This is a genomic window from Kribbella sp. NPDC051952 (assembly GCF_040680855.1).
GTDB lineage: Bacteria > Actinomycetota > Actinomycetes > Propionibacteriales > Kribbellaceae > Kribbella.
Genome location: NZ_JBFAXQ010000008.1, coordinates 215,183 through 241,401, shown reverse-complemented (window position 1 = coordinate 241,401; position 26,219 = coordinate 215,183). Strand labels below are relative to the sequence as shown.

Here is a 26,219-nt window from a genome sequence, read left to right as displayed (position 1 = left end):
TAAGCAACAGGGACTAACGCTCGACAGCAATGCGGAGGGCGGCGTACGACGCAACGAGCGCACGCCGCTCCTCCGTGAGCAGGGGATGGTCGAGCGAGCACCCGGCTCGGACCCATCGGTCGGACAGGTCCATCGCCTCCACCCTTTTCTGCGCAGCCGGCCCGACGGCAGTCCGATCGGCGTCGTACACATAGGCGTAGAGATCGACCAGGGCGGTCTCGAGGTGCTCCTCCGTGCCGTAATGCTGGTGCGCCCGATGGACCCGCCACCATTCGACCTCCAGCCGCGCCGCCTCCGCCGGGTCGAATCTCAGGCCGCTCGTTCGGCCCACCAGTTCGTAGAAGCGGCGCATGTACGCACGGGCCGCGTCCGGCTGGTTGTCCGGGTACGGCGCCCACATCTGGTTGGCTCGCAGTACATACCAGGCTCCGGTCAGTGTCCGGCTGGGTGACATCCCGAAACCGGCTGCGACCATCCCCACCGACGCGATCAGGAACCGGCGCCAGTCGTGCCGGTAGTAGGCGGCCCAGGCGTCCGTCTCACGGTTGCCGACCACCACCGGGTCGAAGGACAGTGGACCTGTTCGCATGATCCTCCCCCTGAGGAGATCCGATGATCGATGGTAATCCGGTGGACGGCGTCGTCGCGCAGATGCGGCAACGGCTCGACGACCTGCCGGACGAGCTGGCTCACCGCCGGATTTTCCTCGGCACATACCTGCGCACCACGCAGGCGGTCGGCGAGGCGATCAAGCAAGCCCGCTTCGAGGATCCCGCGTGGGTCGAGGAGTGGGATGTGAAGTTCGCGGAGCTCTATCTCCAGGCCCATGACGCGGATCTCGCCGGACCACCGGTACGAAAGATGGTCGGCAAGGACTGGGTCGGGAGAAGCGAGGTGGGGACCGGCGAGGAGGTGCGGTCGAGTGTCGTGGCCCGCCCGTGGCGGTTGGCGTTCGATGCGCCCGCCGAGCTGCCGGGGTTGCGGCATGTGTTGCTGGGGATCAACGCGCATGTGAACTACGACCTGCCGCAGGCGCTCCTGGCCGTGATCAGCGATGACGACTTCCTGGATCCGTTGCTGATGGCTCGGCGTCGACGCGATCACGAACGGATTGACGGCGTACTCGCGGAGCGGGTGCGGGCCGAGGACGACGAGCTGGCCGCGTCGGGTCCACGCAGCTTGGTCGACCAGGTGCTGACACCGCTCAACCGCTTGTCCTCGCAGCGGTTTCTCCGCGAGTCCCGGCAGAAGGTGTGGCACAACACCGTCGAGTTGCAGAAGGCACGCGTCCACGGCAACTACGGACATCGCCTGGCGGAGCTCGAATTGCTCAGTGCGGCGAAGATCGCGGACCTGCTGCGTCCAGGCCAGGTCCTGCTGCGCCTGGCGCTCACCGGCTTCGGCGTGACGTTGCCGCCACCGGTCTAGCCCGGCAACACCCCGGACCAGACCACGCCGACCGCCAAACACGCCAACGTGACCAGGCCGAATACTCCGACCCACATCAACGCCGGTATGCCGGTCAGACGTCGCAGCTGATCTGCATCCGAGCTACGCCCCTGCCCGCCTCGTCGTGAGTGCTGCAACTCCAGTACGGCGCGAGGCGCGGCCAGCAACAGGAACCACGTGAGCAAGTGAGCGAACGCCGACTGCACCGCCGGTGAACCCCACCAGGTCACGCCGAACACCAGCGCACCGAAGACCAGGACCGACCAAAGCCCGTACAGGTTGCGGATCTGGAGCAGCAGGATCACCAGGGCCAGCAACAGACCCCACAGCAGTGCAACGGCGTACCCGCGACTCAGCACGAACGCGGCGGCGATCCCGAACAGCGCCGGGCCGGGGTAGCCGGCGAGCAGTACGGCGATCATCCCCGGACCGGTCGGATGGCCGCGCGACACCGTTACGCCGGAGGTGTCCGAATGCAAGCGGATCCCGGCCAGCTTCCGCCCGACCAGTGCGGCGATCAGCCCGTGCGCACCTTCGTGGGCGATCGTCACCACCTGGCGTGTCAGTCGCCAGAACGGTCGCCAGGCGATCAGTAGCAGTGCGACGACGCCCGTACCGATCACGACGCGCAGCGACGGCTCGGGTTGGGCCGACGTGATGCTGTCCCAGAACTCTCTCACCCGCCCATCCTTGCAGCCCGGTGGTCAACCCCTGCTTGTGCGGTTGACATCGGCACAGGGCCGGACGACGGTTGAATCGCGGCCTGGGGAGGGGGAGCACCATGTCACAGCCACGCAGTATGAAGGTCACTACCAAGAAACGCGGTGTGAAGAAATCCACCGCCTGGCAGGCATCCGCCGCCGTACCACTGCCAGACTTCCTGGAGTCCGCGGGGACTCTGACTCTCGCGCAACGGAAGGTGCTTGTAGATCAAGCGCTTCTGCTGCTCGAGCAGAACTACGTCCATCTGCCACTCAAGATCGCCATGCACTCGGTCAACCCGGTGCAACGACTCCGGGTGCTGCGAGCGCGGATGGAGCGGCAGACCGCCGGCACGATGGAAGCGGAGTGGATCTTCCACCGGCAGATGTCGAGCATCTTCCACTCGGTCCGCGATCTGCACACGAACTACCTGCTGCCCGCGCCGTTCGCCGGGAAGATCGCGTACCTGCCGTTCATGATCGAGAAGTGCTACGACGCCGGCGCCGACCGCTATCTGATCACCCAGACCGTGACCGGATTCCAGGCTCCGCAGTTCGGGCCGGGCGCCGAGGTGACACATTGGAACGGTACGCCGATCGCCCGGGCCGTCGCCCTCAACGGCGCAGTATTTGCCGGTAGCAACGAATCCGCCAACCTCGCCCGCGGCCTCGAGTCACTCACCCTGCGTCCTTTGGTGATCCAGGCGCCACCCGACGAGGACTGGGTGACCTTGACGTACGTCGGTCTCGACGGTTCCGCGCAGGAACTGCGTGAGCAGTGGAAGGTCACCACGAACCTCCCGCCGATGACGGACCTCGACGCACTCAGCGAGGCCTCCGCCGTGATGGGCCTGGACCTGGACTCCGACGAGAAGTCGCGCGCGAAGAAGACGCTGTACGTCCGCGATGTCGTCGACCTGGAGGGCGGTCAGAGCTCGACCGAGCTGAGTACTCCGGTCGCCGTCGGCGGAGCTGACATCCCGACCACGATGCCTGGCGTGTTCCGGGCTCGCGAGGTCGTCACGCCGTCCGGGACCTTCGGACACGTGCGGATCTTCACGTTCAGCGTGCAGGACCCGGTCGCGTTCCGGGACGAGTTCGTCCGGCTGGTCGCCGTACTGCCGCAGAATGGTCTGATTGTCGACGTTCGCGACAACGGCGGCGGGCACATCTACGCCAGCGAGTTCACCCTGCAGACGATGACGCCGCGGCACATCGCGCCGGAGCCGGTCCAGTTCATCAGTACGCCGCTCAACCTCAAGATCTGCCGTCGGCATAAGGACAACCCGGCCGGGATCGACCTCGGTCCGTGGTTCGACTCGCTCGACCTGGCGACCGAGACGGGCGCGGCGTACTCGGCCGCGAAGCCGATCACCCCGGAGGACGGCGCGAACGACCTCGGCCAGACCTACTACGGCCCGGTCGTGCTGATCACCGACGCCCGGGTCTACTCGGCGACCGACATCTTCGCGGCCGGGTTCGCCGATCACGCGATCGGCACGATCCTCGGCGTCGACGACAACACCGGTGCGGGCGGCGCGAACGTGTGGACGCACAGCCTGCTCACCGCGCTGCTGAGCGAACCAGCGCCGGCCGATCAAACGTCGCCGTACGAGGCATTGCCGAACGGGGCGAACCTGCGGGTCGCGATCCGTCGCACCTTGCGGGTCGGTGAACTGTCGGGCACACCGGTCGAGGATCTCGGCGTGAAGCCGACCGAGACGCACCGGATGACGCGCGCCGACCTGCTCGAAGGCAACGTCGACCTGTTGAATCGGGCCGGCGAACTGCTCGCCGCGCGGCCGATGCGGCGGCTCGAGCTGAAGACCTCCTTCAGTGCTGGGACGCTCACTGTCGCGATCGATGTCCAAGGCATCGATCGGGTCGATCTCTACCTCGACGACCGGCCGATCAGGTCCGAGGACCTCACCGGGATGCCGGTCAGCATCGACATCGTTGACATCACGCCCGGGCAACTGCTGCGCGCTGACGCCTACGAGGCCGGGGTGCTGGTCGCCTCACAGCGGCACAAGGTCTAGTTTCGGGGGCATGAGTCTTCACCTGACCGCCGAAGAGGAAGCGATGCTCGGCGGTCAGGAGGGCGAAGGTGTTGCGCTCGCGATGCGCGTGATCGTCCACTCGGCGACGATCTCGGACGCGCCGCGGCTGGTCGAGATCACCTCTGCACATGTGGATTCCTGCCTCTATCACGGTCAGGTCAGCCTCGACTTCGCGCACCGATTGGTCGAGCTCGGCGCGAAGGTCCGCGTTCCCGCCACGCTGAACGTCGGCTCGATGGACCTCATCCATCCGGAGTTGATCCGCACCAAGGACACCGCTGGTCGTGAGCTGATGGAGGCGTACGTCGCGCTCGGATGTACGGCGACGTTCACCTGTGCGCCGTACCAGCTGCCGAATCGGCCGGGGCTCGGCGAGCACGTCGCGTGGGCCGAGTCGAATGCGATCGTGTTCGCGAACTCCGTGCTCGGTGCGCGGACCGACCGGTACGGCGACTTCCTCGACATCTGCGCGGCGATCACCGGGCGCGCGCCGTACTCGGGTTTGCAGACTGATGAGGCTCGGCGGGGGACCGTAGCTTTCGACTGCCGGCCGTTGGGTTCCTTCTTGCAGTCGGAGTTGGTGTATCCGTTGCTCGGGCACCACATCGGGTCGGTGGTCGGCGGCGAGATCCCTGTGCTGGTTGGGATTCCGGGCGATGTTTCGGAGGATTCGCTGAAGGCTTTCGGGGCTGCGGCGGCATCGGCTGGAGGTGTGGCGTTGTTTCACGCGGTTGGGGTGACGCCGGAGGCTCCGACGGAGGTGGGCGAGTTGCCGGTGCGGGTTGTCTCGCGAGAAACGCTTCTGGCGGTGCGGCGGTCGTTGTCGACGTTTACCTCGGGGGAGTTGGACGCAGTCAGCGTTGGGACGCCGCACGCGTCGTACGCGGAATGTGTTCGGTTGGCCTCTCTCGTGGACGGGCTGGTGTTGAAGGTGCCGTTCTATTTGTCGACAGGGCGGATGACCCGGGCGCGTTTGGAGGAGAGCGGCGTACTGCGGGTGTTGGAGTCGGCTGGAGTGACGGTGATTGTCGACACGTGCACTTATGTGACGTCGATTCTCGCGCCGGGGTGGAAGAACGTAATGACCAACTCGGGGAAGTGGGCGCACTACGCGCCTGGCAACATCAATGTGTCCGCGGTACTTGGGTCGTTGGAGGAGTGTGTTGCCTCGGCGCGCGTTGGACGGGTGGTGCTCGACGCATGATCGTGCTGCATCCCGGTACGGCGGTCGGTCGACCGCTTCGCCTCACTGCGCCCCTGTCCTTCTGGGGCGGGACCGATGAGGATGGTCGGATTGTCGACGCTCATCATCCGCAGTGCGGGGTCGTGCTGGCTGGGCGCGTTCTGATCATGGAGTCGGGCCGCGGGTCGAGTTCGTCGTCCAGCGTGCTTGCCGAGCAGATCCGTGCCGGGACAGCGCCGGCTGCGATCATCCTGGCTCGTCCGGACACGATCATCCCGCTGGGCGCTCTGATTGCCTTTGAGCTCTACGGCCTGAGCACTCCGGTCGTTGTGGTCGAGGCGTACGACGCTTTGCCCGCCGACGGACTGCTACGGGTTGAGGCCGGCGCGACGGTCGGCCGGTTGACGCATGAGTACGGCGGTGGCGGCGAAGAGGATCGCGCAGCCGACGAGGGCTAGGGACAGGCTCGTCAGTCGGGCGATCGCGGCGATGGTGAGGCCGCAGACGATCTCGCCGAGGTACTCGAGCTGGGCGAGGAACGAGTGCGTGGTCGCGCGGACGTCGGCCGTCGTACGGGTGTTGATCCAGATGGTGCTGATCACGCGGGTCAATGGGGTGACGATGCCGGCGAGCAGTACGACGGCGATCGCACCGACGACCGGGACCCGGGCGAAGGCGAGCAGGAGCATGCTGAGTACGCCGGCGACGGCGGCCAGCGCGTAGTCCGTGCCGGCGTGGGCGCCGTCGATGCGGTGGACGACCAGGCGGAGCACGATCGCGCCGACGATCAGGCCGATGACGCCGAGGCCGGTGAACCAGACGATCGGATCGGGATCGGTGGGGAGGCCGAGATCGAGGAGTTGCTTCTGGGTAAGACGTCCGGCCACGTCCGAGGCGCCGTTCACGAGGAACGTGGCGCCGAAGATCAGCAGGATCGCGCGGCTTCGTCGTACGAGCGTCAGGCCGCGGCGGAACGTGGTCCAGGAGGCCGACCAGCGGGCGGTGCGGACCGGGACGAAGTTGTGCTCGGTGAAGCGGAGGGCGATGTAGGGCGCGAGCGACATCATCGCGACGCCGGCGATGACGATGGTGAGGTCGCGCCGGGTCGCCCAGGCAAGGAGGCCGAGGGCGATCAGGCCGGTTGCGGCGCCGGTGAGTTGGGCGCGGGCGGCGCGGGCGAGTACGGCGGTGGTTTGGTCCGGCTGGTCGAGTTCGTCGGTGATCCAGGCGACGTCGGATCCACTCGCGAAGGTCCAGGAGATGCCCCAGAGGACCTGGGTCGCGAGGAGCGCCAGGAAGGTGTCGACGAGGCCGGTGGTGAGCATCGCCGTGCCCATCAGAAGTTGCGAGATCACAAGCGACCATTTGCGGCTGATCGTGTCGGCGAACACTCCTGCTGGGACCTCGCACACCAACGCAAACACACCCTGCACGGAGCCGATCAGCACGAGCTCGGCAGGTGACAGTCCCGCGTCCACCACCAGGTAGACGCTCGTAACCAACCACCACCCGTTGTGCAACACAGCCCGCACCCAGGTCCACCGAACAAACAAACCCACCACCCGAGCACCCTGTCCCGCCCCACCACCCCAGTCCACCAATTAAGCCCCCACCTTGACCGACGCGGACCCATGGGCGGCGTGAAGCGAGAGGACGCCCGGCGCCGGTGGGCAGGAAGCGAAACCGCAGGTGGGCAGAGAGGTGGATGGACGCCCCGCCCGTCGGGGGTGATGTAGAGCGACCTACCCGCCCGTGGGTGTGGCGACCCCGCCCACCGGGGTGATGCGGGATGAACCACCCCGTTGTCCGGAGTGGTGTGTCACGGACTGCCGTCCGTAGGAGTTGCACGGACCGGTGTCCCGTTCACGGGTGGACGAGCTGCCTGTCCGTGGCGTGCGACCCACGCCGCAAACCGTCGAGCGTGATACGCCCCGGGTTCCTCCACCCGTTGGGCGTGGTGCGGCACGGGCCTCCACCCGCTGAACGTGAAGCGCTCGGGCCAGGGCGTGCACGGGGGACGGACCGGCGCCTGGCGGGACTGCTTGAGGTGGGAGTGCCGCCGCTAAGAAGGCTGGCCGAGCGGAGCGAGGGCCTTGTGTGAGTTGGTTCATATTGTTCGTAAGTATCAGGAAGTTGCGATAACTTGAAATGGTGGTTGAGTTCACAGGGGAAACGAATGACCGTTCTTGATTTCGGGGCGGTTGTCGGCGCAGGGTGGAACAGAGAACGAGCGTTCGGTTTGATGCGGGGGTCGGCATGGCTCAGATGACGTTGGAGCGGGTAGGGCAGTCTCCTCAACCGAGGACGACGGCTCCGCCGCCCAGTGGGCTGTGGCGGATCGTGCGGGAGATCGCCCTACTGGCGGGACTGTTCGGGGTCTACAACCTCGGCCGGTTCCTCTCCGCGGAGCACACCGGATCAGCCTTCCGGCATGCCCACGAGTTGATCAGAGCGGAGTCCTGGCTCGGCCTACCGAGCGAGGCAACAGTCCAGCACCACGCCCTGCGCCTCGACGGCCTCGCCGAGGTAGCGAACGCGTTCTACGCGAGCGTGCACTTCCCGCTGACCGCGATCGTCCTGCTGTGGCTGATGATCCGCCGCCCGGCCGAGTACGGGAAGGCCCGCTGGGCGCTCGCCTCGCTGACCGGGCTGGCGTTGATCGGCCACATGTTCTTTCCGCTCGCCCCGCCCCGGATGATGCCCGGCTGGATCGACACCGGCGTACTGCTCGGCCAGTCCGTCTACGGCCCGAGCACCGACTCCGGCGTCGCGAACCAGTTCGCGGCGATGCCGAGTCTGCACGTCGGCTGGGCGCTCATGGTCGCGGTCTTCCTGATCCGGGCGACCCACTCGCGCTGGCGCTGGCTGTGGATCGCGCACCCACTCATCACGTTCACGGTCGTCGTCGTGACCGCCAACCACTACTGGCTCGACGGCCTGGTCGCGATGGCCCTCGCAGTCCCGCTGCTCCTGATCTTCGACGTACGCCGGACGCGCACGCCGGGCCTGGTCATGGTTGAGTCAAGATCGGCCATGTACCCAGCAGGCGCGGAGGTGCCGAGTAATGATTCCGTCCGACTACGAGGATCGGGTGTACGCCGGAGTGCTCGGCAAGGTGATCGCGGTCTATCTGGGCCGTCCGTTCGAGGGCTGGGAGTACCAGCGGATCGTCGATGAGCTCGGCGACATCACGTACTACGTGAACGACCGGACCGACCTCCCGCTGAACAACCACCTCCTGGTGGTCACCGACGACGACATCATCGGGACGCTGATCTTCCCGCGGGTCCTCCGGGACCACGGCATCGAGCCCACCTCCGCCCAGGTCGGCGAGACGTGGCTCGACCAGATCGTCGAGAAGCAGACGGTGCTGTGGTGGGGTGGTGCGGGCGTCTCCACCGAGCACACGGCGTACCTGAATCTGAAGGCCGGCGTCGTCGCGCCGGACAGCGGCTCGATCGCGCGGAACGGTCAGGTGGTGGCCGAGCAGGTCGGCGCGCAGATCTTCGTCGAGGGGTTCGCGATGACGCGACCCGGCGATCCACAGGCGGCCGCGGACCTGGCCGAGCGTTCCGCGCGGGTCAGCCACGACGGCGAGGCGATCCACGCCGCGCGAGTGGTCGCGGCGCTGGTCGCCCAGGCGTTCGTGGAGCCGGACATGGAGCGGCTGCTCGACATCGCTGTCACGCTGATCCCGAAGGACAGCCTGATCTACCGCGTCATCGCGGACGTCCGCGAGTGGGCCGCCGAGGGTGACTGGCGGGCGACTCGGGCGCGGATCGAGGACAAGTACGGCTACCACCTGTACGGCGGCAACTGTCACGTCGTACCGAATCACGCGACGGTGATCCACGCCCTCGCCCACAGCGGCGGCGAGTTCGCCCAGGCGATGACGGTGGTCAACACCTCCGGCTGGGACACCGACTCGAACGCCGGCAACGTCGGCGCGATCTGCGGCGTCCGCGGCGGACTGGCCGGGCTCGATGCAGGTCCGGACTGGCGTGGCCCGATCGCGGACCGGCTCTACCTCCCGACCGCCGACGGCGGAGCCAGCATCACTGACGCGGCCCGCGAAGCCCTCACCTTGGCCGGCTATGGACGGACCTGGGCCGGTGACCAACCAGTCGTCCCGAAGAACGGCGCCCGCTTCCACTTCGCGCTGCCCAACTCGGTCCAAGGCTTCACCATTGCCGAGGGCAACGGCCAGGTCAGCAACGACGGCGGCCGCCTGACCGTGCCCGGTGGGACGACAGTCAGCACCCCGACGTTCATCCCGCCCGACTCACAGAAGATGCGGACCTACGACCTGGTCGCGAGTCCCACCCTCTACCCGGGACAGACGGTCACAGCGCAGATCGACGCGACCGACGACACTGAGGTGAGGCTCACGATCGCGGCGTACGACGAGAACGACGAGCTGCAGACGTTCTCCGGACCAGCTACCGCGTTGACGTCTGGTGACTCGGCGGAGCTGACCTTCACGGTTCCGGACCTCGGTGGCCAACCGGTCGCGACTGTTGGCCTGGCGACCTCGGGGACTGTCGACTTGGACAGTCTGACCTGGGATGGAGCGCCGACCCTCACCTTGACGCGGCCGACCGGCGGAACTCTCTGGCGTCGAGCCTGGGTGCGGGCCGTCGATCGGTGGGAGGACGGGCCGGAGTCGTTCCGCATCACGCAGGAAGAGGGGACCGGCCTGCTCATCCAGGGCTCGCGGGACTGGCGGGACTACACCGTCGGCGCCGATGTGACTCCGGCGGACGGTGTGGCCGCAGGCCTCGCGGCCCGGGTCCAAGGGCAGCGGCGCTACTACGCGCTCGAGTTGGCCGAGCAGAACACGGTCCGGCTCGTCCGGCATCACACCGTGCTCGCCAGCCAGTCGTTCGACTGGGAGTACGGGCGTACCTATCAGCTCGCGCTCACCGTGGACGGCGATCGGCTGGTCGGTGCGGTCGACGGCGAGACGTTATTCGACGTCACCGATGATGCGCTCGACAGCGGTGGTGTCGCGCTGGTGGTCACCGAAGGCACTACAGCGACCCAACAGGTCGTGGTGCGGGCGCCGGTCACTGCCCCGGCGCCCGCATAACAGGCTCAGTGCTTGAGCGAGGAGGCGAGTTCTTCGTCGGCGCGGACCAGGTACGGGTCGCGATCCAACACGAGCCGGGCCGCGGCCGCGCCGATGTCGAACCACAACCCGATCAACTCGAGCCGGCCTTGCTCTTCAGCCGTGCGAACACACGCGAAGCTGCGCAGGTTCGCCAGTTGTACGCCGACGTTTGCCACGGACAACTTGTCCGCCGGGGACAGCTTCACCCCGGTCGCGGGGTCGACGATGTCCGGCAGCCCGACCGCACGGCGTACCGACGGTTCCAGGTGACGCAGCCAGTTCTGCAGACCTGAACCCGTCGGGACGTTCGCTTCCAGCGCCGCGGCCGCGGCACCGCAGTGCGAGTGGCCGCAGACGATGATCGACTGCACGCCGAGCACCTCGACGGCGTACTCGATCGCGGCGTCGACGGAGCTGCTGTTCGAGCCCTTCGGCGGAACGAGGTTGCCGATGTTCCGCACGCAGAACTGTTCGCCCGGACCGCTGGTCGTGATCATCGTCGGCACGATCCGCGAGTCCGCGCAGGTGATGAACAGGTGTGCGGGACGTTGCCCGTCCGCGGCGAGCTTCGCCAGCATCGGCCGGATCTCGTCGGCCGAGGCCTCGAACGCTCGTACTCCGTCCAGCATCGAGACTCGTTGATCGGGCGCGGGGATGACCTGGGGTTGCCAGGGCAACAGCCGCCGACGCGGTTCGGAGTGCATCGCGGCCCGGAACGCAGCCCGGTTGAGCTCGACCGAGCCACCGCGCGCGAGGTGTCCGCGTCGCCAATCCTCGATTGCCTCGTACGCCGCATGGTCGAGGTGATCCACCTCCAGATCGACGCGGACGTGCGCGCCGGTCGGGATGGAACGCAGTGTCCGGACCAGCGATGCCACCCCGAGGAACACGAGTGTGCCGCGGATCCGCACGGTCCACCGCCCGTCTTCCTCGGTCGCGGTGACGGTCGCTCTGGCCAGTCGATACAAGACGCGCGCGATCGCGAGCACGAGACCGATCAGGACGCCTTCGGCCAGTCCCAGTGCGGCGACGCCGGCGGCAGTCACGACGTACACGAGCAACTCGTCGTGGCGGCGCAGCGTGCGAATGTGGGCGAGCTGAACCAGACGCAGACCGGTGACGAGGAGCACGCCGGCCAGCGCGGCCATCGGGATCAGCTCGAGCATCGCGCCGACCGCGAGGACGAACGCGGCGATCCAGACACCGTGCAGGATCGCGGATGCGCGGGTGCGCGCACCGGCCGCGACGTTGGTGGAGCTGCGCACGATCACGCCGGTCACCGGCATGCCACCGAGTGCGCCGGACAAGGCGTTCGCGGCGCCCTGACCGATGAGCTCACGATCGAGGTTGCTGCGTTTGCCGCGATGAAGCTTGTCCACGGCAACGGCCGAGAGCAACGACTCGACACTGGCGACGAGGGCAACGGTCAGTACGGCGGTGATGATCTCGACCGGTGTCCCGCTGGGGATCGCAGGGAAGATCAGCTCCTGCAGCGGGCGGTCCGGTAGGTCGACCCGGGCGACGTCGACCATGAAGGCCGCGGCCAGCGCGGTGACGACGACCACGGCAACCAACGGGCCCGGGATCACCTTTACTTTGGGCAGTCTGGGCCACACCAGCATGATGACAACCGTCAGTACGCCGATCAGCACGGACGCGGGGTGATGCGTCAGGACTTGGGCCGGCAGTGCGATCAGATTGTCGACAAGTGAGCTTTGTGCCTTGCCGCCGAGCACCACGTGCAGCTGCTGGACGGCGATCGTGACGCCGATCCCGGCAAGCATTCCGTGCACCACGGCGGGGGACAGCGAGAGGGCGAGCCGCCCGATCCGGGTGACGCCCAGCAGGATCTGGACCAGGCCGGCGGCGCAGGTGATGGCGGCGGTCGCGGCCCAGCCGAACTGACTGACCAGGCCCGCGACGACAACGGTCAGGCCGGCGGCGGGACCGCTGACCTGCAACGGGGATCCGCCGAGCGCGCCGGCGACGACACCGCCGACCACAGCGGCCACCAGGCCGGCGATCAGCGGGGCGCCGGACGCGGCGGCGATCCCCAGGGACAGCGGTACTGCGATCAGGAAGACCACCAGCGAGGCCGGCAGGTCGTGGTGAAGGATCGTCCTCCAGGAACTGGAGGGCGGCGAATGAGAAGTGGACATGGTCGGCACGGGTCCTCCGGCGTCGGTGCTCGGCAGTTGCTCTGGGCATCAGGCGTCGAAACAAAGAGTGTCGATCTGGTGACCCATAGTACTGATCCGTTCAAGCCCGGAGTAGCGAAAATTCCAATTCGTTGCCGACGGCCCAGAACTAGTTCGGGAACAGGACCCGGCGCGCGTGGTCGGTGTCGAGGTACTCGCGGACCGCAACGATCACGCCGTCGCGAACAGTGAAAACCGCTCCACATTTGTTGTCATAGGCGGCACCGCCCTGCGCTGTCGCCTGTGCGGTCCACTCCGCGAAGACCTGGTCGCCATCCGCGATCAGATTCGTCAGCGTGATCACCACCGGCTCACCCGGGGCGAACAGGCTGCCCGCGGCCGCGCCGAGGAACTCGTCGACGACCGTGTCGCGGCCCTTCCACTCGCCGGACAGCGGAAGGTCGCCGGGGTAGGTCCACACCACATCAGGCGCGAAGCTGGCCCGGATCGTCGCCAGGTCGCCGGCCGCGACCGCCTCGACATAGTCGCGCACCACACTCTTCGGGTCCTTCATCACGGTCTCCTCAGTTGACAGCGTCAGTACGGCGTTGCCGCGGATACGACGGTTGCGCAGGGCATCGAGTACGGCGCCGGTCTGTGACCAGTCCTCGATCCGGCCGAGCTCCGGGTGGAGCCGATCGGTGCCGACGAGTCGCACGAGGGTAGCGAGATCGGCGCCGTCATCGCCGTCGGTGTAGTGGAAGTGCCGGATGGTCGCGTTCTCGGGCCCGTCGAACATGCTGAAGAACTCCAGCTCGATCGGTTGCCGGCTCGCCTCGCCGAACCAGATCAGCTGGCCACCGGCAGCGAGCTTCGAGAGAGCGACCGGCAGGCTCTGGCCGCCGACCGACTCGAGCACGAGGTCGAACGGTCCTTCGGCGTCCGCGACGTCGTACACAAGGGCCTCGGCGCCGATCGACAGCAGCCGCTCACCTCGCGCGGGGGACGACACCACGGCCGTGACGGATGCGCCGGCCGCGGCGGCGAGTTCGGTGACGTAGTGGCCGACTCCGCCGGATGCGCCGGTCAGCAGGATCCGCCGTCCGATCACGCTGCCCGCCGTACGGAGCAAGCGCAGGGCCGTCAGTCCGGCGAGTGGGAGTGCGGCAGCCTCGAGGAACGAGACGTCGTCCGGGAGGACCGCGAGCTGCGTGACCGGCACGGAAACCCGCTCGGCCCAGCCGGAGTGCGGAAGGTGGGCGACCACCCGGGTGCCGACAGACGGGCCATCGGGGACAGTCGCGACCACTCGGCCGGCGATGTCCTTGCCCGGGCGCCAGTCGTCGCGCGGGCGCTCCAGCTGGAAGGTCTCACCCCGGTTCATCGAGTACGCCGCCACCTCGACGACCACTTCATCCGCCGCCGGGCTGACGTCGTCGACCTCGGCGAACCCGACCGTACCGTTGTCGGCCGGGACCATGGCTCTCATCGTGTTGCTCCTTCACCTAGACTCGACTTCGACGGTAAGAAGCCGTCGGCGGCCGCGGAAGACCGCACTAATTACTGCCCTAGGCACTCAATGGATACCGACCAGGTCAGAGGTAAGTGGGACGCCACCAAAGGCGCATGCCCGACACGTCAGGTGCTGGGCCGGATCGGCGACACCTGGACGATCCTGGTGATCAGCACGCTGGAGAAGCACGGCACGCTGCGGTTCGGTCAGCTCAAGTCGAACATCGAGGGCGTCACCCAGAAGATGCTCACCCAGACCCTGCGCTACCTCGAACGCGACGGGGTTGTCCGGCGTACGGTCGTGGCCACTGTGCCGGTGACGGTGAGCTATACGCTGACACCGCTCGGCCTGAGTCTGGCCGCGGCGGTCGCGACCATGCGGAACTGGGCGTACGACCACATGGACGACATCGCCGTCGCGCGCGACGAGTACGACGCGAACCTGTAGTCCCATAAGCGATACAGAGGAGTCACGTGGATCTGCAACTGTCCGGGAAGACCGCTGTCGTCACCGGGGCCAGCAAAGGCATCGGGCTGGCCTGTGTCGAGGCGCTGGCTCGTGAGGGTGCGACGGTGATCGGGATCTCCCGTGATGCCGCCAACCTGGCGAAGGCGCAGGACGAACTCGCGGCGAAGGACCTGAGCTTCCAGGTCGAGGCGGTGGACCTCACCGATCCCGACGCGACCACGGCCGTGTTCGGGCGGATCGGCGTACCGGACATCCTGATCAACTGCGCGGGCGCGGCCCGGCGTACTCCGGTCGCTGAGCTGGACAGCAAGGCGCTGCATGCCGCCATGGAGGCGAAGTACTTCACGTACATGCACGCGACCGAGGCGGTCATCCGCGGGATGGCCGAGCGAGGTAGCGGCGCGATCGTGAACGTGGTCGGCCAGGGCGGTCGCGCGGCGAACCCGCTGCACATCGGCGGCGGTGCCGCCAACGCAGCGCTGATGCTGGCCTCCGCCGGCTATGCCAAGGCGTACGCCGGTCAGGGCGTCCGGGTCAACGTGATCAACCCGGGCACCACGCGGACCTCCCGCGTCGACGAAGGCCTCGAGGCCGCGGTGCGCTCGACCGGTCGCCCCAAGGAGGAGCTCCTCCAGGAGATGGTTGCCGACATCCCGTTCGGCCGCGTCGGCGAGCCCGCCGAGGTCGCGAACGTCGCCGTCTTCCTCGCCTCCCCGTTGGCCAGCTACGTCACGGCCTCCATCATCACCATGGACGGCGGCACTACAGCCGGCATCTGACTCTCAGCTCACCTTTCCATCGGTCGGCCGGGAGGCCGGGTTCGAGAACGGGGTGATCGGACGCTCCTGCGGTACGCCGTCAACGGCGATGTCGACGTTCTCGCTGAAGAACGCGACGTGGTTCGCGATCGGCAGCAGTGCGGCGGTCGGGAAGTCGTAGGACCAGGCGACGCCGGGGATGCCGGCGGTCGACCAGTAGGCCGACGTCATGCCCTTGTACGGGCAGGCCGTGACCTGGTCGCTGGGCGTGAGGTGCTCGAAGTTCACCGCGGTCCGGGGGAAGTAGTACCGCGGGGGCAGACCGGTCTCGAAGACGATCACCGTCGAGTCGGATTCCGCGAGTACGACGCCGTCGACGGCGACCTGGACGTGGCGGTTCGACTTGATCGGGTCGCAGCGGGAGTACGGGTTGCGGGGATGGACGAAGACTTCCTCGTCCTCCTCGAACCAGCTGTCCAGCGCGTCCCACTGGAACCGGACCCGGTCCTTCGCGACCCCGTCGTCGTACACCCAGGCCGTACCGCTGCCCGCGGTGTGCACCCGCGCGACCCCGTGACTGAACTCCTTCGTCTCCCCGGTGTCCGTCAGCACACCGTCCGCCACATCTGCGAGCGGGATGTAGAACTGCGGGTACGGCGGGAACTCCCACAGGTAGATCGCATCAGTCGTGTCGAGGACGACGCGGTTGCCGAGAGTCGCGCGCACCCGGCGGGGGACCGGAGCGGTTCCGCCGGGCGGCACGAATACATCTGGGTAGGTGCTCATGGATCCATCGTGCGTCATACCTCGCCACTACGGCAGGCGTCGTACGAACGGTTCCTGAACGGTCAGACGGTGATCCAGTCGATATCGGCGATGTAGCCGCTCGGGTTGCTGATCTTGAGGGCGTTGGCCCCCGCGGTCAGCTTGACCGGCAGGTAGGTCACCTGCGGCGTACCCCAGTCGTTGTCGCCGAGGCCGGCGTAGTTGACCCAGTAGCTGTCGGCGTTGTTGATCGTCAGCATGCTTTGCCTGCTGGTGTCACCGTCGGTGTAGGCGATCTTGACCAGGTACGTACCGGTCGTCGGCACGGTGATGCCGTTCAGCGTCACCGATGCGTCGTACCCGATATTGCCGATCTTCGAGCCACCGGAACACAGCGTGCATCCGGAGATCCCGGCGTTCCCGGTCAGCGTGCTCGTCGACGCTTCGGCCTCGTAGCGGACCGGCCCACCCGATTTCGCGGTGAACATGGTGATCGGCGCGCTGGCGTCCGACGTACGGCTGCCCTTCACACCCTTCACCGTGAACGTGTACTGCGTCTGCGGCAGCAGCCCGCTCACCACGGTGCTCGGGGTCGAGCTCGTCGCCACCTGCTTGCCGTTGGCATACACCTTGTACGACGAAGCGCCGGTGCTCGGCCGCCAGGTCAACGACACCGTGGTGCGGCTGACGTCCGTCGCGGTCAGGTCGGCCGGCTTGGTCGGAGCCGAGGAGCTGTTCGGCGTGATCTTGTACAGCTTCGAACCGTGCGCCGGCAGGTTCGCGCTGACCGAGCCGGAGACGTTGCGCGTGTTCTGGTTCGCCCAGATGTCGCGGACGGTCGCCTTGCCGGTGATACCGAGCTGGTCGAAGTTCCCGGTCACCGAGGCCGGGGTGTCGGCCAGGTTGAACAGGCCGACCGTGACACTGCCGTCGGCGTTCTTGGCGTACCAGGTCTGCTGTAGCTGATCCTGGTTCAGCGGGCGGGCCGGGTTGCCGGACTGGTTGATCGCGATGACCTCGCGGTTGGTCAGCAGCTTGAGGCCGTACGCGTCCAGCTTGGTCAGGTCGTCACCGGCGAACAGCGGTGCGGCGTTGATCGCCCAGAACGTCATGTAGCTCTGCCGCTCGGCATTGGTCAGGCCGTCCATCTCGCCGACGCCGACGTTCAGAGCGTCGAGGTTGTTCCAGTGGCCGGGGCCGGCGTCGTCGATCCACTGCGGCAGGTCCCACCAGCGCTGCTTCACCGAGCTGTCCCACTTGACGATCGTGTCGCAGTAGCACTCGACGTCGGTGTCGATCCGCCAGCCGTTCGAGTTCTGCTTCCAGACCTCGGCGTACCGGTGGCTGAGCGACCAGGACAGCGTGTACTGCATCGGCCGGCCGGCACCCTGGACGGCGCGCCACCAGGCCTCGATGTCCTCGGTGTTGTTGTGGTTCGGGTCGTCCGGAGCGCCCTTCCAGGAGCCGGGGCCGACGCCGTCCATCTTGATGAAGTCGACACCCCAACTGGCGAAGAGGTTCGCGATCGAGTCGGCGTACTTCTGCGCGCACGGGCTCTCGTAATTGATCTTGTACGCCGCGTCCCAGCCGTTCGTCTTGCGCAGATCCGGGTAGACGATGTCGCGGGTGAAGCAGCCGGGCGCGTTGTAGATCGGGGTGTTGCCGTCGCGGTAGACGTCCATGCCGAGGCCGACGGTGGTGTAGATCCCGAACTTCAGGCCGAGCTTGTGGATGTCGTCGCCGACCGCCTTCATGCCGCGCGGGAAGCGTTTCGCCATCGCGATCGGGCGGCCGTACTCGTCGCCGCCGTCCTGCCAGCCGGCGTCCACGTTGATGTACTCGTAGCCGTACGGCTTGAGCTTTGTTGCCAGTGCCTTGGCCTGGGTGAGGATGTTCTTCTCACTGATGAAGCTGCCGGGGCCGTCCGGGTTCACGCCCGGATAGTTGGTGGACTGCAGACTCCAGCTGCTCCAGCCCATGTACGGCTTCGCGGCCACCTGCGGGTACTTCGCCGGAACGGGCTTCTGGGTGTGGACAGTCGTTGGCTGGGCTGCGTCGGCGGGGGCGATCGCTGCCGCGGTCGATACCAGGGCGACTGCGGCCAGGACGATCGTGGTGCTACGTCTGATGGACATACGTGTCCTCCGGGGGAGGAGAGAGCGGACCCGGCCGAGCCTAGGAGTGATTAATTTACTACGTCAAGTATTCAGCCCCAGTGACTTGCTGTGACCCGACTGCTTGCATGGTCGACGTGCCGTGAGCTGATCCTGGGCAGGGCTCGGGGGCAGCTCCCCAGCCCTGCCCAGGACGTTTCAGTGGTGCTGCGTGCGGCGGCGTGGCCGGACCGGCCGCGTGTGTGAATCGGAGCGCGCGTGCTGGCGCCGGCCGAGGACGAACGGGCGAGACGTGCGCGGTGCCGGGTCCGCCGAGAGGGGCGCCGAGAGCTGGATGGTCGTCTGCTCGAGCCGGATCGGAGCCTGGTTCCACGGGGACCGGGTCCGGGTCAGAACCAACCGGAAGCGACCGTCGCGCCGGAGGCGGAGGGCGATCGCCACGGTGGCGATAGCGGGGACCAGACCGGCGATCACCAAAGCGGTGCGGGCGCCGAAGTTCTGGGCGAGGAAACCGACCAGCGGTCCACCGATCGCACCGCCGCCGATGAACACCAGGTTGTAGATCCCGGACACCCGGCCGCGGAGTCCGTCCGGCGTGGTCAGCTGGACCATCGACTGGGCGGCCGTGAGGAACATCAGCGTCGCCATGCCCATCGAGGCCAGCACCGGGATGAACGTCCACAGCGACGGCTGGATCGCGGCCAGTACTTCGGTCAGCGTGAGCAGCGAGGCGATCCCGATCAGGTTGCGCAGCCGGGTCGGCCGGACCCGCCGTGCGGACAGCAGTGCGCCGGCCAGGGCTCCGACCGCGACCACCGAGTTGAGTACGCCGTACCCGGTCGCGCCGGTGTGGAAGACCCGGTCGGCGAACGCGGTCAGCGTCACCGGCAGGCTGATGCAGAACATCCCGTAGATGCCGACCAGAGCGATCGCCCACCGCACGGCCGGCTCGTGGAACGCGTACCGGACGCCGTCGCGCAGCCCGTCCCGGATGCGGAGCCCGGCGCTGGCCTTGCGGGCCGCGTGCAGTCCGGGCATCTCGCTCTCGCGCATCCGCAGCAGCGCGCTGATCGAGGCGAAGAAGGTGAGGCCGTTGAGCGCGAAGGCCCAGCCGGTCCCGATCGAGCCGAGCAGGACGCCGCCGAGCGCGGGCCCGATCAGGCTGCCGAGCTGGAACGTCGACGAAACCATGCTGATCGCGTTCCGGACCCGGTCCTTGCCGACCAGTTCGGTGACGAAGGACTGCCGGGTCGGGTTGTCGACCGCGGTCGCGAGGCCGAGGAACAGGGCCATCATGTAGACCTGCCAGACCTGCACCTGACCGGTGAAGGCGAGCAGGGCCAGGATGCCGGCCGCCGCGCCCATCGTGGACTGGGTGCAGAGCAGGATCTTCCGCTTCGGGAAGCGGTCCGCGATCACGCCGCCGAACAGGCCGAGCAGGAGGGTGGGCAGGAACTGGAGTGCGGTGGTGATGCCGACCGCGGTCGCGCTGCCGGTGAGCGTGAGCACCAGCCAGTCCTGGGCGATGCGCTGGATCCAGCCGCCGGTCGAACTGACCAGCAAACCGCTGACCAGGAGGCGGAAGTTGCGGATCTGCAGTGCGCTGAAGGTGTCCTTGAAGCCGGGACGCCGCTGGGGTTCGCGGCGGTCGACCGAGGGGGCGGCGGTGCGGTGGGTATGGAAGTCGGTGGACGGGACGGTTCCGGTTGAGGCCGGGGTGGTCAAGAGCGATCCCTACGAAAGTGGTCTGTCAGGGGAGGACATCTCCATCCTCAGGGTTTGGACCTGAATTCCGACAGCGAATTACTCCTATTAGTCTTATTGCGTCACGTAATGGGAGGTCAATCGATGTACGACCCGGACCAGCTGCGCACGTTCCTTGCCGTCGCGCAGTCGCTGAGCTTCACCCAGGCCGCGGAGCGTCTGGGCATCCGGCAGCCGACGGTGAGCCAACATGTGCGCAAACTCGAGACGGCGGTCGGGCGTCCGTTGTTCGTGCGGGACACCCGCACGGTGACGCTGACCGCGGACGGCGAGGCGATGGCCGGATTCGCGCGGACCATCCTGGCCGCGCACGAGGAGGCGGCCGGGTACTTCACCGGCTCCGAGCTCCGTGGCCGGCTGCGGTTCGGCGTGACCGACGACCTGGCCCTGACCCCGCTGCCGCGGATCCTGCGCGACTTCCGGCAGCTCTACCCGCGGATCGATCTCGAGCTGACTGTGGCCCAGAGCCCCAATCTGCTCCGCCGGGTCGAGTCCGGTCACCTGGACCTCGCCTACGTGAAGCACGGTGGCGGCGGCTACGAGCCGAACGGACGCCTCGTACGACGTGACCCGATGGTCTGGGCCGGGATCGCCGGGACCCGGATCGCCCCCGACGGCCCGGTCCCGCTGGTTGCCTACCAGGCCCCTTCGCTGAGCCGGTCGCTCGGTGTCCAGTCGCTCGAGCAGGCCGGCCGGTCCTGCCGGATCACGTGCATCGTCCGCGGCGTCAACGGCGTACTCGCGGCTGTCCGGGCTGGACTCGGGATTGCGATCTTCGCCCGGTCGCTGATGCCGGTCGACCTGGTCGAGCCGCCGCCGAGCGCCGGCCTGCCGGAGCTGCCGTCGATCGACCTGGTGCTGATCACCAACCCGAGGGCCGCGAAGGAGCCGGCCGAGGCCCTCACCGCCGCGATCCTCGGCAGCAACGCGCCGCTCAAGCCGAACGCCGCCTAGACCAGCGCGTCGCCTCGAAGGACGAGGGAGATGATGCTGACCGCGGCGATCCCGATCGTGACCAGGAACGGTGCGTTGCGCCAGGCCACGATCACCACGAGTAGCCCGGCGACCAGGGCAAGTGCGATCCACCCGATCACTCCGATTGCCCCGGCCGGCGCGATCACCAGCAGCCCGGTCGCGGCCGCCAGCGGCACCGGTGCGAGCAGGCGGGCGTAAGACCCAAGTCGTTGCGGCCAGCCCCGTACTCCGGTCGCGAGATCGTCGGCCAGGTCGGGTACGACGTTTGCCAGGTGGGCACCGATCCCCAGCAATGCGCCGGCCGCGGTCGCCCACCACGGCGCCCAGACATGGGCCGTGCCCAGCGTGACGAACGACGGGAGCGCACCGAATGCGACGGCGTACGGAAGCCAGGAGATCGCGGTCGACTTCAGCCCGAGGTTGTACGCCCACGCGCAGCCGACGAAGAGCAGATGCATCAGCCCGGACGCGATCCCGTTCGCGAGCGAGACCGGGATCGTGACGACCAGCATGATGCCGGCGCCGACGGCGAGAGTACGGCGACTCACCAGTCCACGGACCACCGGTTTGTCCTGGCGGTTCACAATGGTGTCGCGGGCGGCATCAATCGCGTCATTGCTCCAGCCGATCGAGAGGTGGCCGGTGAGGATCGTTGCTGCGACCAGGAGACACCCGGCCGGACCTCGCCCGGCCGACCACGCTATGGCCGTGACCAGGGCCGTGACGGCGACCGTCGGCCCGGGGTGGCAGGCGAGTGCGAGACCCTTGACGGTCCGCGGGATGCTCACCGACGTAACGATGCCACGATGACGAGGATCGCAGCGGTCCGGCCCGCGTTGCCGCCGTACCGGTATCCGCAGTCCGCGTTGACCGAAGCCTTTGCAGACATCTGTCTGCCGGACGGGCGCGGGCTGGCGTTGCTCAAGCGGCTGCATGCGAACGCCGGAGTCTCGTATCGGCATCTCGCGTTGCCGCTGGAGCAGTACGCCGTCCTGAAGGACTTCGGGGACGCGAACGACGCGTGGATCGCGGCGGCCGTGGACCTCGGGGCCGAGGCGGTGGCGGGCGCGGTCAAGGATGCCGGGCTGACGTTGGACGATGTCGACGTACTGATGTTCACCACGGTGACCGGGGTGGCGGCGCCGTCGATCGACGCGCGGGTTGCGATGCGGCTCGGGTTGCGGGAGGACGTCAAGCGGCTGCCGCTGTTCGGTCTTGGATGTGTGGGTGGGGCGGCGGGGATCGCCCGGTTGCATGACTATCTGCTGGCTTGGCCTGAGCAGGTCGCCGTACTGCTGTCTGTTGAACTGTGTTCGTTGACCTTGCAGCGCGACGACGCGACGTTGCCGAATCTCGTCGGTGGGGCGTTGTTCGGGGATGGCGCGGCTGCGGTGGTGCTGACTGGTTCGGAGCACCCGTTGGCGTCGGGACCGTCGGTCGTGGCGACGCGGAGCCGGCTGTACCCAGACTCGGAGCGGGTGATGGGGTGGGATGTCGGGTCGGGCGGGTTCCGGATCGTGCTCGGGGCGGACGTGCCGGAGGTGGTGCGGACGTATCTGGGTGGCGACGTACGAGGGTTCCTCGAGGCGCATGGGCTGACGGTGCCGGAGATCGGGACGTGGGTGAGTCATCCGGGCGGGCCGAAGGTGCTGGACGCGGTGGCGGAGACGCTGGAATTGCGGCCGGGAGCGCTCGATCTGACCTGGAAATCGCTCGACGCGGTCGGCAATCTTTCGTCGTCCTCGGTGCTGCACGTGCTCGGTGACACGATGAAGCTGGATCCTTCTCCTCAGGGCCCCGGCGTGCTGCTGGCGATGGGGCCGGGATTCTGTTCCGAGCTCGTCCTGATGGAGTGGTGATGTACGGCTGGTATCTGGGACTGGTCCTGCTGGTCGCGCTCGAGCGCGTCGCCGAGTTGGTGGTGTCGCTGCGGAACGCGAAGTGGAGCTTCGCCCAAGGCGGTGTGGAGTCGGGGAAGAAGCACTATCCGTTCATGGTTGCGCTGCACACGCTGCTGCTGGCGGCCTGCATGGTGGAGGCGCTGCACCGGCCGTTCATCCCCGTGCTGGGGTGGACGATGTTCGCGGTGGTGCTGTTGTCGCAGGGGTTGCGGTGGTGGTGCATCTCGGTCCTCGGCCACCAGTGGAACACCCGCGTCATCGTCGTCCCGGGCTTGAAGTTGGTTGCCGGGGGCCCGTATCGCTGGATCCGGCATCCCAATTACGTCGCGGTGGTCGCCGAGGGGATCGCGCTGCCGTTGGTGCACACGGCATGGGTCACCGCCTTGGTGTTCACAGTGCTGAACATTCCGCTGCTGGCGGTCCGCATCCGCTCCGAGGAAGCCGCCCTGAACACAGCTCTGGTGAAGTGATCGACCTGCTGGTCGCCGGCGCCGGTCCGGCCGGCGCGGCGACCGCGATCCGTGCTGCTCTGGCCGGCCTCTCGGTCGTGGTCGTCGAGCCTCGCCCGGCTCCCATCGACAAGGCGTGCGGCGAGGGGATCGCGCACAGCGCGGTCGAATATCTGACCCGGCTCGGGGTGAAGGTCTCCGGTCGCCCGTTCCATGGGATCCGGTATCTCGACGCTGCCCACCAGGTGGACGCCCGTTTTATCGCCGGGCCTGGTTTGGGTGTCCGGCGTACGACGTTGCAGGCCGCGCTGGCCGACCGCCTCTCGGAGGTTGGTGTGGAGGTTGTGCACGCGCGGGTGGGCCCGATCACCCAGAACACGACCTCCGTGACGGCCGCTGGCATCACCGCTCGCTACCTGGCTGCCGCGGACGGTCTCCACTCACCCATCCGCCGTCAACTCGCCCTTGGCGGACCGCCGTCGGCCGACGTACGCCGCGGACTCCGCCAGCACTTCTCCGTTGCGCCCTGGTCGGACCTTGTCGAGGTGTACTGGTCCAAGCTGGGGGAGGCCTACGTGACCCCGGTAGCCGATGACCTGGTTGGCGTTGCGATCCTCACCTCGGCTCGGGGGACCTTCGACTCCCATCTGAACGCCTTTCCTGCCCTCAAGCGCCGCCTGTGTGGCGCTCAGCCCGCCAGCACGGTCATGGGCGCCGGACCGCTCCGCCAACGAGTGCGTGGCCGCGTGGCCGGCCGTGTGCTGCTGGTCGGAGACGCCGCCGGGTACGTCGACGCGCTGACCGGTGAGGGGATCGCGGTCGCCCTGCGCACTTCGGCCGAACTCGTGGACTGTGTCGTGGCGGACCGGCCGCTCGACTACGAGGCTGCCTGGCGCCGGGTCTCGTGGGAGTGCCGGTTCCTGACGGGTTCGTTGCTTTGGGCCCGGAATCGGTCGTTGCTCGCGCCCCGGATCGTGCCGGCCGCGGCACTGCTGCCCGGTGTCTACGCGCAGATCGTCAACCGGTTGTCCTAGGCAAATGTGAAGGCCCGGCGATCGCTCAGACGATCGCCGGGCCCACGGTGGCCCGAGCTCCCTGGTGAAGAGTTCGGACCCGGGCCGTTCCAGCCTCCTGGTGAAAAGCTGGACCAGCCGCTGAGGAAGACTTAATCAGTCCCACGTTGCCCAACTGTTGCCAGAATATGAAGCCTTGTTACAGCGGCCTGTGGCATAGATCTCAGCGCGTCGGGGAACTCGCTCGAAACGTTTCGATCCGCCGGCTCAATGCTCTGTCCGCACCGCGGCGATCTGGAGTTGCAGCGCCAGCCGCTCCTGCGGGTCGGTCAGGTCGAGTTCCGCGATCTCGCCGATGCGTTTCATCCGGTGCCGCAAGGTGTTCGTGTGCAGGTGCAGTTCTCGCGCGGCCCGCTGCGGCTGCCCCGGGTAGTCGAGCCAGGCCTTCAGGGTCTCCACGAATCCGGTGTCGTGCTCGATGTCGTGGCGCAGCAGAGTGGCGAGCGGTCCGTCCATCTTGGTCGTGTCGAGTGAGGTGACCGCCCGGTGAACTGTCAGCACATGCCACGCCTCTTCCACGCGCAGTGCGGGTCCGGTCGCGGCACCTCGTCGTACGAGACCCAGTAGCTCGACCGCCTCGGCCCGGGAGCTCGGGAGGTCGGCTGGACCGCGGGCCGGACCGCCTGAGGCGGCGATGGTGCCAGGGGCGATTTTGGCCTGCTCGGTGACCAGCTTGCTCAGCCAGGTCCACGAGCCGGGGCCCTCGGTGTCCGTGACCACCGCGAGCACCGTTCCGTCGAGGTCTGCGAGCTGTGGCTCGCTCCAGCCGTACCGGCGACCGGTCGACTCCCACAGGTCGAGTTGCTGCGGTACGTCGTACCCGTCAGGCGACCCGAGTGCAACGACCCGCCATGGCTGCGGTGGCAGCCGCAGGTCGATCGGGTTGTCGGGGGAGAACTGCCGGAGGATCGTCCGCAGCCGGTCGATCGCACTCCGCCGTGCCACGTCCGCTTGGGCGCGCAGCCGAAGCAGGTGGAGCGCTAGTACGGACGCGGCGTTGCTGAGCTCCGCAGTGACCTCATCACTCACCGGACCGTCCACCACCGCCCAGATGGACCCCAGCCACTCACCACCAGCCCGCACCGGTACGACGAGACGCGGGCGGATGCCGTTGGGTCCGTCTGGCACGAGGAACGGCTCGCTGGACCGCGCTAGCCGGCGGAAGATGCCGCGGGCTCGGAAGTGCGCGATCACCTCGGCGGGGACGCGGCGGCCGACGATGGTGGAGACGCGGGTCGGGTCGGTGAAGTCCTGGCCGGACGAGTAGGCGAGAACGCGGGACTGGTTGTCCTCGATGGTCACCGGCGCGTCGACGATGGCTGCGGCGGCATCTGCCAGGGCGAACAGCTCCTGGTGTACTCCGGCGTCTCCGGCGGCGGGGGAGTCCGGTGCGGCGGCTCTGTCGATGACGCCGCGGAGGAGCCAGACCACGTGTGCCCAGGTGACGCTCGGCTGCAGTGCGACCAGGGTGAGCGTTGTCTTCTCCGCTGACCTGACCACGGTCGGCTCGTGGGCGAGCGCCGTACGCAGGACGACGCCGGAGGCGTTTCCGGCTGCGCAGCGCTCTACGAGCTCGATAGCGTCCTCGGCGTCGCGGAGACCAAGTCCCAGGACCAGGTCGCCTGGCTGGCCGGTAGCGGGCTCCTGAGGGTCGGCCAGGAAGACGTCGCGGACCTCTCCGTCGCCTTTGCCGGTCACAACCACCTCGAACAGGGCTGGGCCGACGGCGACGATCAGGTCAGGCGCAGTGATCATGAGGTTATTGTGCTCTTGCCACAGTCATTTGTCCCATCAGTGG

The 26,219-nt window shown here is 67.7% G+C and carries 22 protein-coding genes; 12 read left to right on the top strand and 10 right to left on the bottom strand.

The window, feature by feature from the left end; all coding sequences use genetic code 11:
* Nucleotides 1–13: 13 nt before the first annotated feature.
* Nucleotides 14–589: a hypothetical protein gene (locus AB0L70_RS17790; RefSeq protein WP_363685192.1), complete on the bottom strand. Its 576-nt coding sequence runs from the start codon at nt 587–589 to the stop codon at nt 14–16.
* Between the two features lie 23 nt (nt 590–612).
* On the opposite strand from AB0L70_RS17790, the gene AB0L70_RS17785 reads away from it, so the two are divergent.
* Complete coding sequence (locus AB0L70_RS17785; protein WP_363685190.1) at nt 613–1,428, top strand: DUF5995 family protein; 816 nt, start codon at nt 613–615, stop codon at nt 1,426–1,428.
* On the opposite strand, the gene AB0L70_RS17780 is transcribed toward AB0L70_RS17785, so the two are convergent.
* Nucleotides 1,425–2,129 carry a M50 family metallopeptidase gene (locus AB0L70_RS17780; protein WP_363685188.1) on the bottom strand — a complete coding sequence of 235 codons (705 nt, stop codon included), beginning with the start codon at nt 2,127–2,129 and terminating at the stop codon, nt 1,425–1,427. The genes AB0L70_RS17785 and AB0L70_RS17780 overlap by 4 nt on opposite strands.
* A 146-nt stretch (nt 2,130–2,275) precedes the next feature.
* On the opposite strand from AB0L70_RS17780, the gene AB0L70_RS17775 reads away from it, so the two are divergent.
* The 3 genes from AB0L70_RS17775 to AB0L70_RS17765 are packed head-to-tail and all read left to right on the top strand — an operon-like array spanning nt 2,276 to nt 5,851.
* Nucleotides 2,276–4,189 (top strand): S41 family peptidase, encoded by a 1,914-nt coding sequence (locus tag AB0L70_RS17775; protein ID WP_363685186.1) that lies wholly within the window; start codon nt 2,276–2,278, stop codon nt 4,187–4,189.
* Between the two features lie 10 nt (nt 4,190–4,199).
* On the top strand, nt 4,200–5,414 hold the full coding sequence (locus AB0L70_RS17770; protein WP_363685184.1) for an aconitase X catalytic domain-containing protein: 1,215 nt from the start codon (nt 4,200–4,202) through the stop codon (nt 5,412–5,414).
* A complete protein-coding gene (locus AB0L70_RS17765) occupies nt 5,411–5,851 on the top strand; it encodes a DUF126 domain-containing protein (protein WP_363685182.1) in 441 nt (146 codons plus the stop codon). Before AB0L70_RS17770 ends, AB0L70_RS17765 begins: the two co-directional genes overlap by 4 nt.
* On the opposite strand, the gene AB0L70_RS17760 is transcribed toward AB0L70_RS17765, so the two are convergent.
* Nucleotides 5,762–6,952 carry an MFS transporter gene (locus AB0L70_RS17760; RefSeq protein WP_363685180.1) on the bottom strand — a complete coding sequence of 397 codons (1,191 nt, stop codon included), beginning with the start codon at nt 6,950–6,952 and terminating at the stop codon, nt 5,762–5,764. The two genes, AB0L70_RS17765 and AB0L70_RS17760, sit on opposite strands and share 90 nt — an antisense overlap.
* A gap of 697 nt (nt 6,953–7,649) precedes the next feature.
* Here AB0L70_RS17760 and AB0L70_RS17755 point away from each other — a divergent pair.
* The gene (locus tag AB0L70_RS17755) at nt 7,650–8,570 is read left to right on the top strand and encodes a phosphatase PAP2 family protein (protein WP_363685178.1); all 921 of its coding nucleotides are present in this window, start codon (nt 7,650–7,652) and stop codon (nt 8,568–8,570) included.
* Nucleotides 8,458–10,482 carry an ADP-ribosylglycohydrolase family protein gene (locus AB0L70_RS17750; RefSeq protein WP_363685176.1) on the top strand — a complete coding sequence of 675 codons (2,025 nt, stop codon included), beginning with the start codon at nt 8,458–8,460 and terminating at the stop codon, nt 10,480–10,482. Before AB0L70_RS17755 ends, AB0L70_RS17750 begins: the two co-directional genes overlap by 113 nt.
* 5 nt (nt 10,483–10,487) lie before the next feature.
* On the opposite strand, the gene AB0L70_RS17745 is transcribed toward AB0L70_RS17750, so the two are convergent.
* A complete protein-coding gene (locus AB0L70_RS17745; protein WP_363685174.1) occupies nt 10,488–12,662 on the bottom strand; it encodes a SulP family inorganic anion transporter in 2,175 nt (724 codons plus the stop codon).
* 148 nt (nt 12,663–12,810) lie between these two features.
* On the bottom strand, nt 12,811–14,130 hold the full coding sequence (locus AB0L70_RS17740) for a nuclear transport factor 2 family protein (protein ID WP_363685172.1): 1,320 nt from the start codon (nt 14,128–14,130) through the stop codon (nt 12,811–12,813).
* A gap of 90 nt (nt 14,131–14,220) precedes the next feature.
* Between AB0L70_RS17740 and AB0L70_RS17735 the strand changes: the two genes are divergently transcribed.
* Nucleotides 14,221–14,601, top strand: coding sequence for a helix-turn-helix domain-containing protein (locus AB0L70_RS17735; RefSeq protein ID WP_363685170.1), 381 nt, complete (start codon nt 14,221–14,223; stop codon nt 14,599–14,601).
* A 26-nt stretch (nt 14,602–14,627) separates the two neighbouring features.
* Complete coding sequence (locus tag AB0L70_RS17730) at nt 14,628–15,401, top strand: SDR family oxidoreductase (RefSeq protein ID WP_363685168.1); 774 nt, start codon at nt 14,628–14,630, stop codon at nt 15,399–15,401.
* Nucleotides 15,402–15,404: 3 nt separating this feature from the next.
* Here the strand turns inward: AB0L70_RS17730 and AB0L70_RS17725 are convergent, their stop codons facing one another.
* The 3 genes from AB0L70_RS17725 to AB0L70_RS17715 all read right to left on the bottom strand — a co-directional run bounded on the left by AB0L70_RS17725 (nt 15,405) and on the right by AB0L70_RS17715 (nt 19,984).
* Entirely contained in the window at nt 15,405–16,166 is a 762-nt protein-coding gene (locus AB0L70_RS17725; protein WP_363685166.1) for a DUF427 domain-containing protein, read from the bottom strand.
* A 62-nt stretch (nt 16,167–16,228) separates the two neighbouring features.
* Complete coding sequence (locus AB0L70_RS17720) at nt 16,229–18,280, bottom strand: fibronectin type III domain-containing protein (protein WP_363685164.1); 2,052 nt, start codon at nt 18,278–18,280, stop codon at nt 16,229–16,231.
* Between the two features lie 177 nt (nt 18,281–18,457).
* A complete protein-coding gene (locus AB0L70_RS17715; RefSeq protein WP_363685162.1) occupies nt 18,458–19,984 on the bottom strand; it encodes an MFS transporter in 1,527 nt (508 codons plus the stop codon).
* Nucleotides 19,985–20,107: 123 nt separating this feature from the next.
* Here AB0L70_RS17715 and AB0L70_RS17710 point away from each other — a divergent pair, with 123 nt between their 5' ends.
* A complete protein-coding gene (locus AB0L70_RS17710) occupies nt 20,108–20,977 on the top strand; it encodes a LysR substrate-binding domain-containing protein (RefSeq protein WP_363685160.1) in 870 nt (289 codons plus the stop codon).
* Here the strand turns inward: AB0L70_RS17710 and AB0L70_RS17705 are convergent.
* A complete protein-coding gene (locus tag AB0L70_RS17705; RefSeq protein WP_363685158.1) occupies nt 20,974–21,786 on the bottom strand; it encodes a UbiA family prenyltransferase in 813 nt (270 codons plus the stop codon). The two genes, AB0L70_RS17710 and AB0L70_RS17705, sit on opposite strands and share 4 nt — an antisense overlap.
* Nucleotides 21,787–21,804: 18 nt before the next feature.
* Here AB0L70_RS17705 and AB0L70_RS17700 point away from each other — a divergent pair, with 18 nt between their 5' ends.
* Genes AB0L70_RS17700 through AB0L70_RS17690 form a run of 3 tightly spaced genes read left to right on the top strand, consistent with a single transcriptional unit; the run spans nt 21,805 to nt 24,382 of the window.
* Nucleotides 21,805–22,857 (top strand): type III polyketide synthase, encoded by a 1,053-nt coding sequence (locus AB0L70_RS17700; RefSeq protein WP_363685156.1) that lies wholly within the window; start codon nt 21,805–21,807, stop codon nt 22,855–22,857.
* Complete coding sequence (locus AB0L70_RS17695) at nt 22,857–23,369, top strand: isoprenylcysteine carboxyl methyltransferase family protein (RefSeq protein ID WP_363685154.1); 513 nt, start codon at nt 22,857–22,859, stop codon at nt 23,367–23,369. Before AB0L70_RS17700 ends, AB0L70_RS17695 begins: the two co-directional genes overlap by 1 nt.
* A complete protein-coding gene (locus AB0L70_RS17690; RefSeq protein WP_363685152.1) occupies nt 23,366–24,382 on the top strand; it encodes an FAD-dependent monooxygenase in 1,017 nt (338 codons plus the stop codon). Before AB0L70_RS17695 ends, AB0L70_RS17690 begins: the two co-directional genes overlap by 4 nt.
* 246 nt (nt 24,383–24,628) lie before the next feature.
* Here the strand turns inward: AB0L70_RS17690 and AB0L70_RS17685 are convergent, their stop codons facing one another.
* On the bottom strand, nt 24,629–26,176 hold the full coding sequence (locus AB0L70_RS17685; RefSeq protein ID WP_363685150.1) for a helix-turn-helix domain-containing protein: 1,548 nt from the start codon (nt 26,174–26,176) through the stop codon (nt 24,629–24,631).
* Between the last annotated feature and the right edge of the window lie 43 nt (nt 26,177–26,219).

What these genes read in the sequence shown, in the direction of transcription:
- AB0L70_RS17790 (WP_363685192.1), bottom strand. Translation starts at nt 589, where the DNA reads ATGCGAACAGGTCCACTGTCCTTCGACCCGGTGGTGGTCGGCAACCGT.
- AB0L70_RS17785 (WP_363685190.1), top strand. Translation starts at nt 613, where the DNA reads ATGATCGATGGTAATCCGGTGGACGGCGTCGTCGCGCAGATGCGGCAA.
- AB0L70_RS17770 (WP_363685184.1), top strand. Translation starts at nt 4,200, where the DNA reads ATGAGTCTTCACCTGACCGCCGAAGAGGAAGCGATGCTCGGCGGTCAG.
- AB0L70_RS17765 (WP_363685182.1), top strand. Translation starts at nt 5,411, where the DNA reads ATGATCGTGCTGCATCCCGGTACGGCGGTCGGTCGACCGCTTCGCCTC.
- AB0L70_RS17755 (WP_363685178.1), top strand. Translation starts at nt 7,650, where the DNA reads ATGGCTCAGATGACGTTGGAGCGGGTAGGGCAGTCTCCTCAACCGAGG.
- AB0L70_RS17750 (WP_363685176.1), top strand. Translation starts at nt 8,458, where the DNA reads ATGATTCCGTCCGACTACGAGGATCGGGTGTACGCCGGAGTGCTCGGC.
- AB0L70_RS17745 (WP_363685174.1), bottom strand. Translation starts at nt 12,662, where the DNA reads ATGTCCACTTCTCATTCGCCGCCCTCCAGTTCCTGGAGGACGATCCTT.
- AB0L70_RS17740 (WP_363685172.1), bottom strand. Translation starts at nt 14,130, where the DNA reads ATGAGAGCCATGGTCCCGGCCGACAACGGTACGGTCGGGTTCGCCGAG.
- AB0L70_RS17735 (WP_363685170.1), top strand. Translation starts at nt 14,221, where the DNA reads ATGGATACCGACCAGGTCAGAGGTAAGTGGGACGCCACCAAAGGCGCA.
- AB0L70_RS17725 (WP_363685166.1), bottom strand. Translation starts at nt 16,166, where the DNA reads ATGAGCACCTACCCAGATGTATTCGTGCCGCCCGGCGGAACCGCTCCG.
- AB0L70_RS17720 (WP_363685164.1), bottom strand. Translation starts at nt 18,280, where the DNA reads ATGTCCATCAGACGTAGCACCACGATCGTCCTGGCCGCAGTCGCCCTG.
- AB0L70_RS17710 (WP_363685160.1), top strand. Translation starts at nt 20,108, where the DNA reads ATGTACGACCCGGACCAGCTGCGCACGTTCCTTGCCGTCGCGCAGTCG.
- AB0L70_RS17700 (WP_363685156.1), top strand. Translation starts at nt 21,805, where the DNA reads ATGACGAGGATCGCAGCGGTCCGGCCCGCGTTGCCGCCGTACCGGTAT.
- AB0L70_RS17695 (WP_363685154.1), top strand. Translation starts at nt 22,857, where the DNA reads ATGTACGGCTGGTATCTGGGACTGGTCCTGCTGGTCGCGCTCGAGCGC.
- AB0L70_RS17685 (WP_363685150.1), bottom strand. Translation starts at nt 26,176, where the DNA reads ATGATCACTGCGCCTGACCTGATCGTCGCCGTCGGCCCAGCCCTGTTC.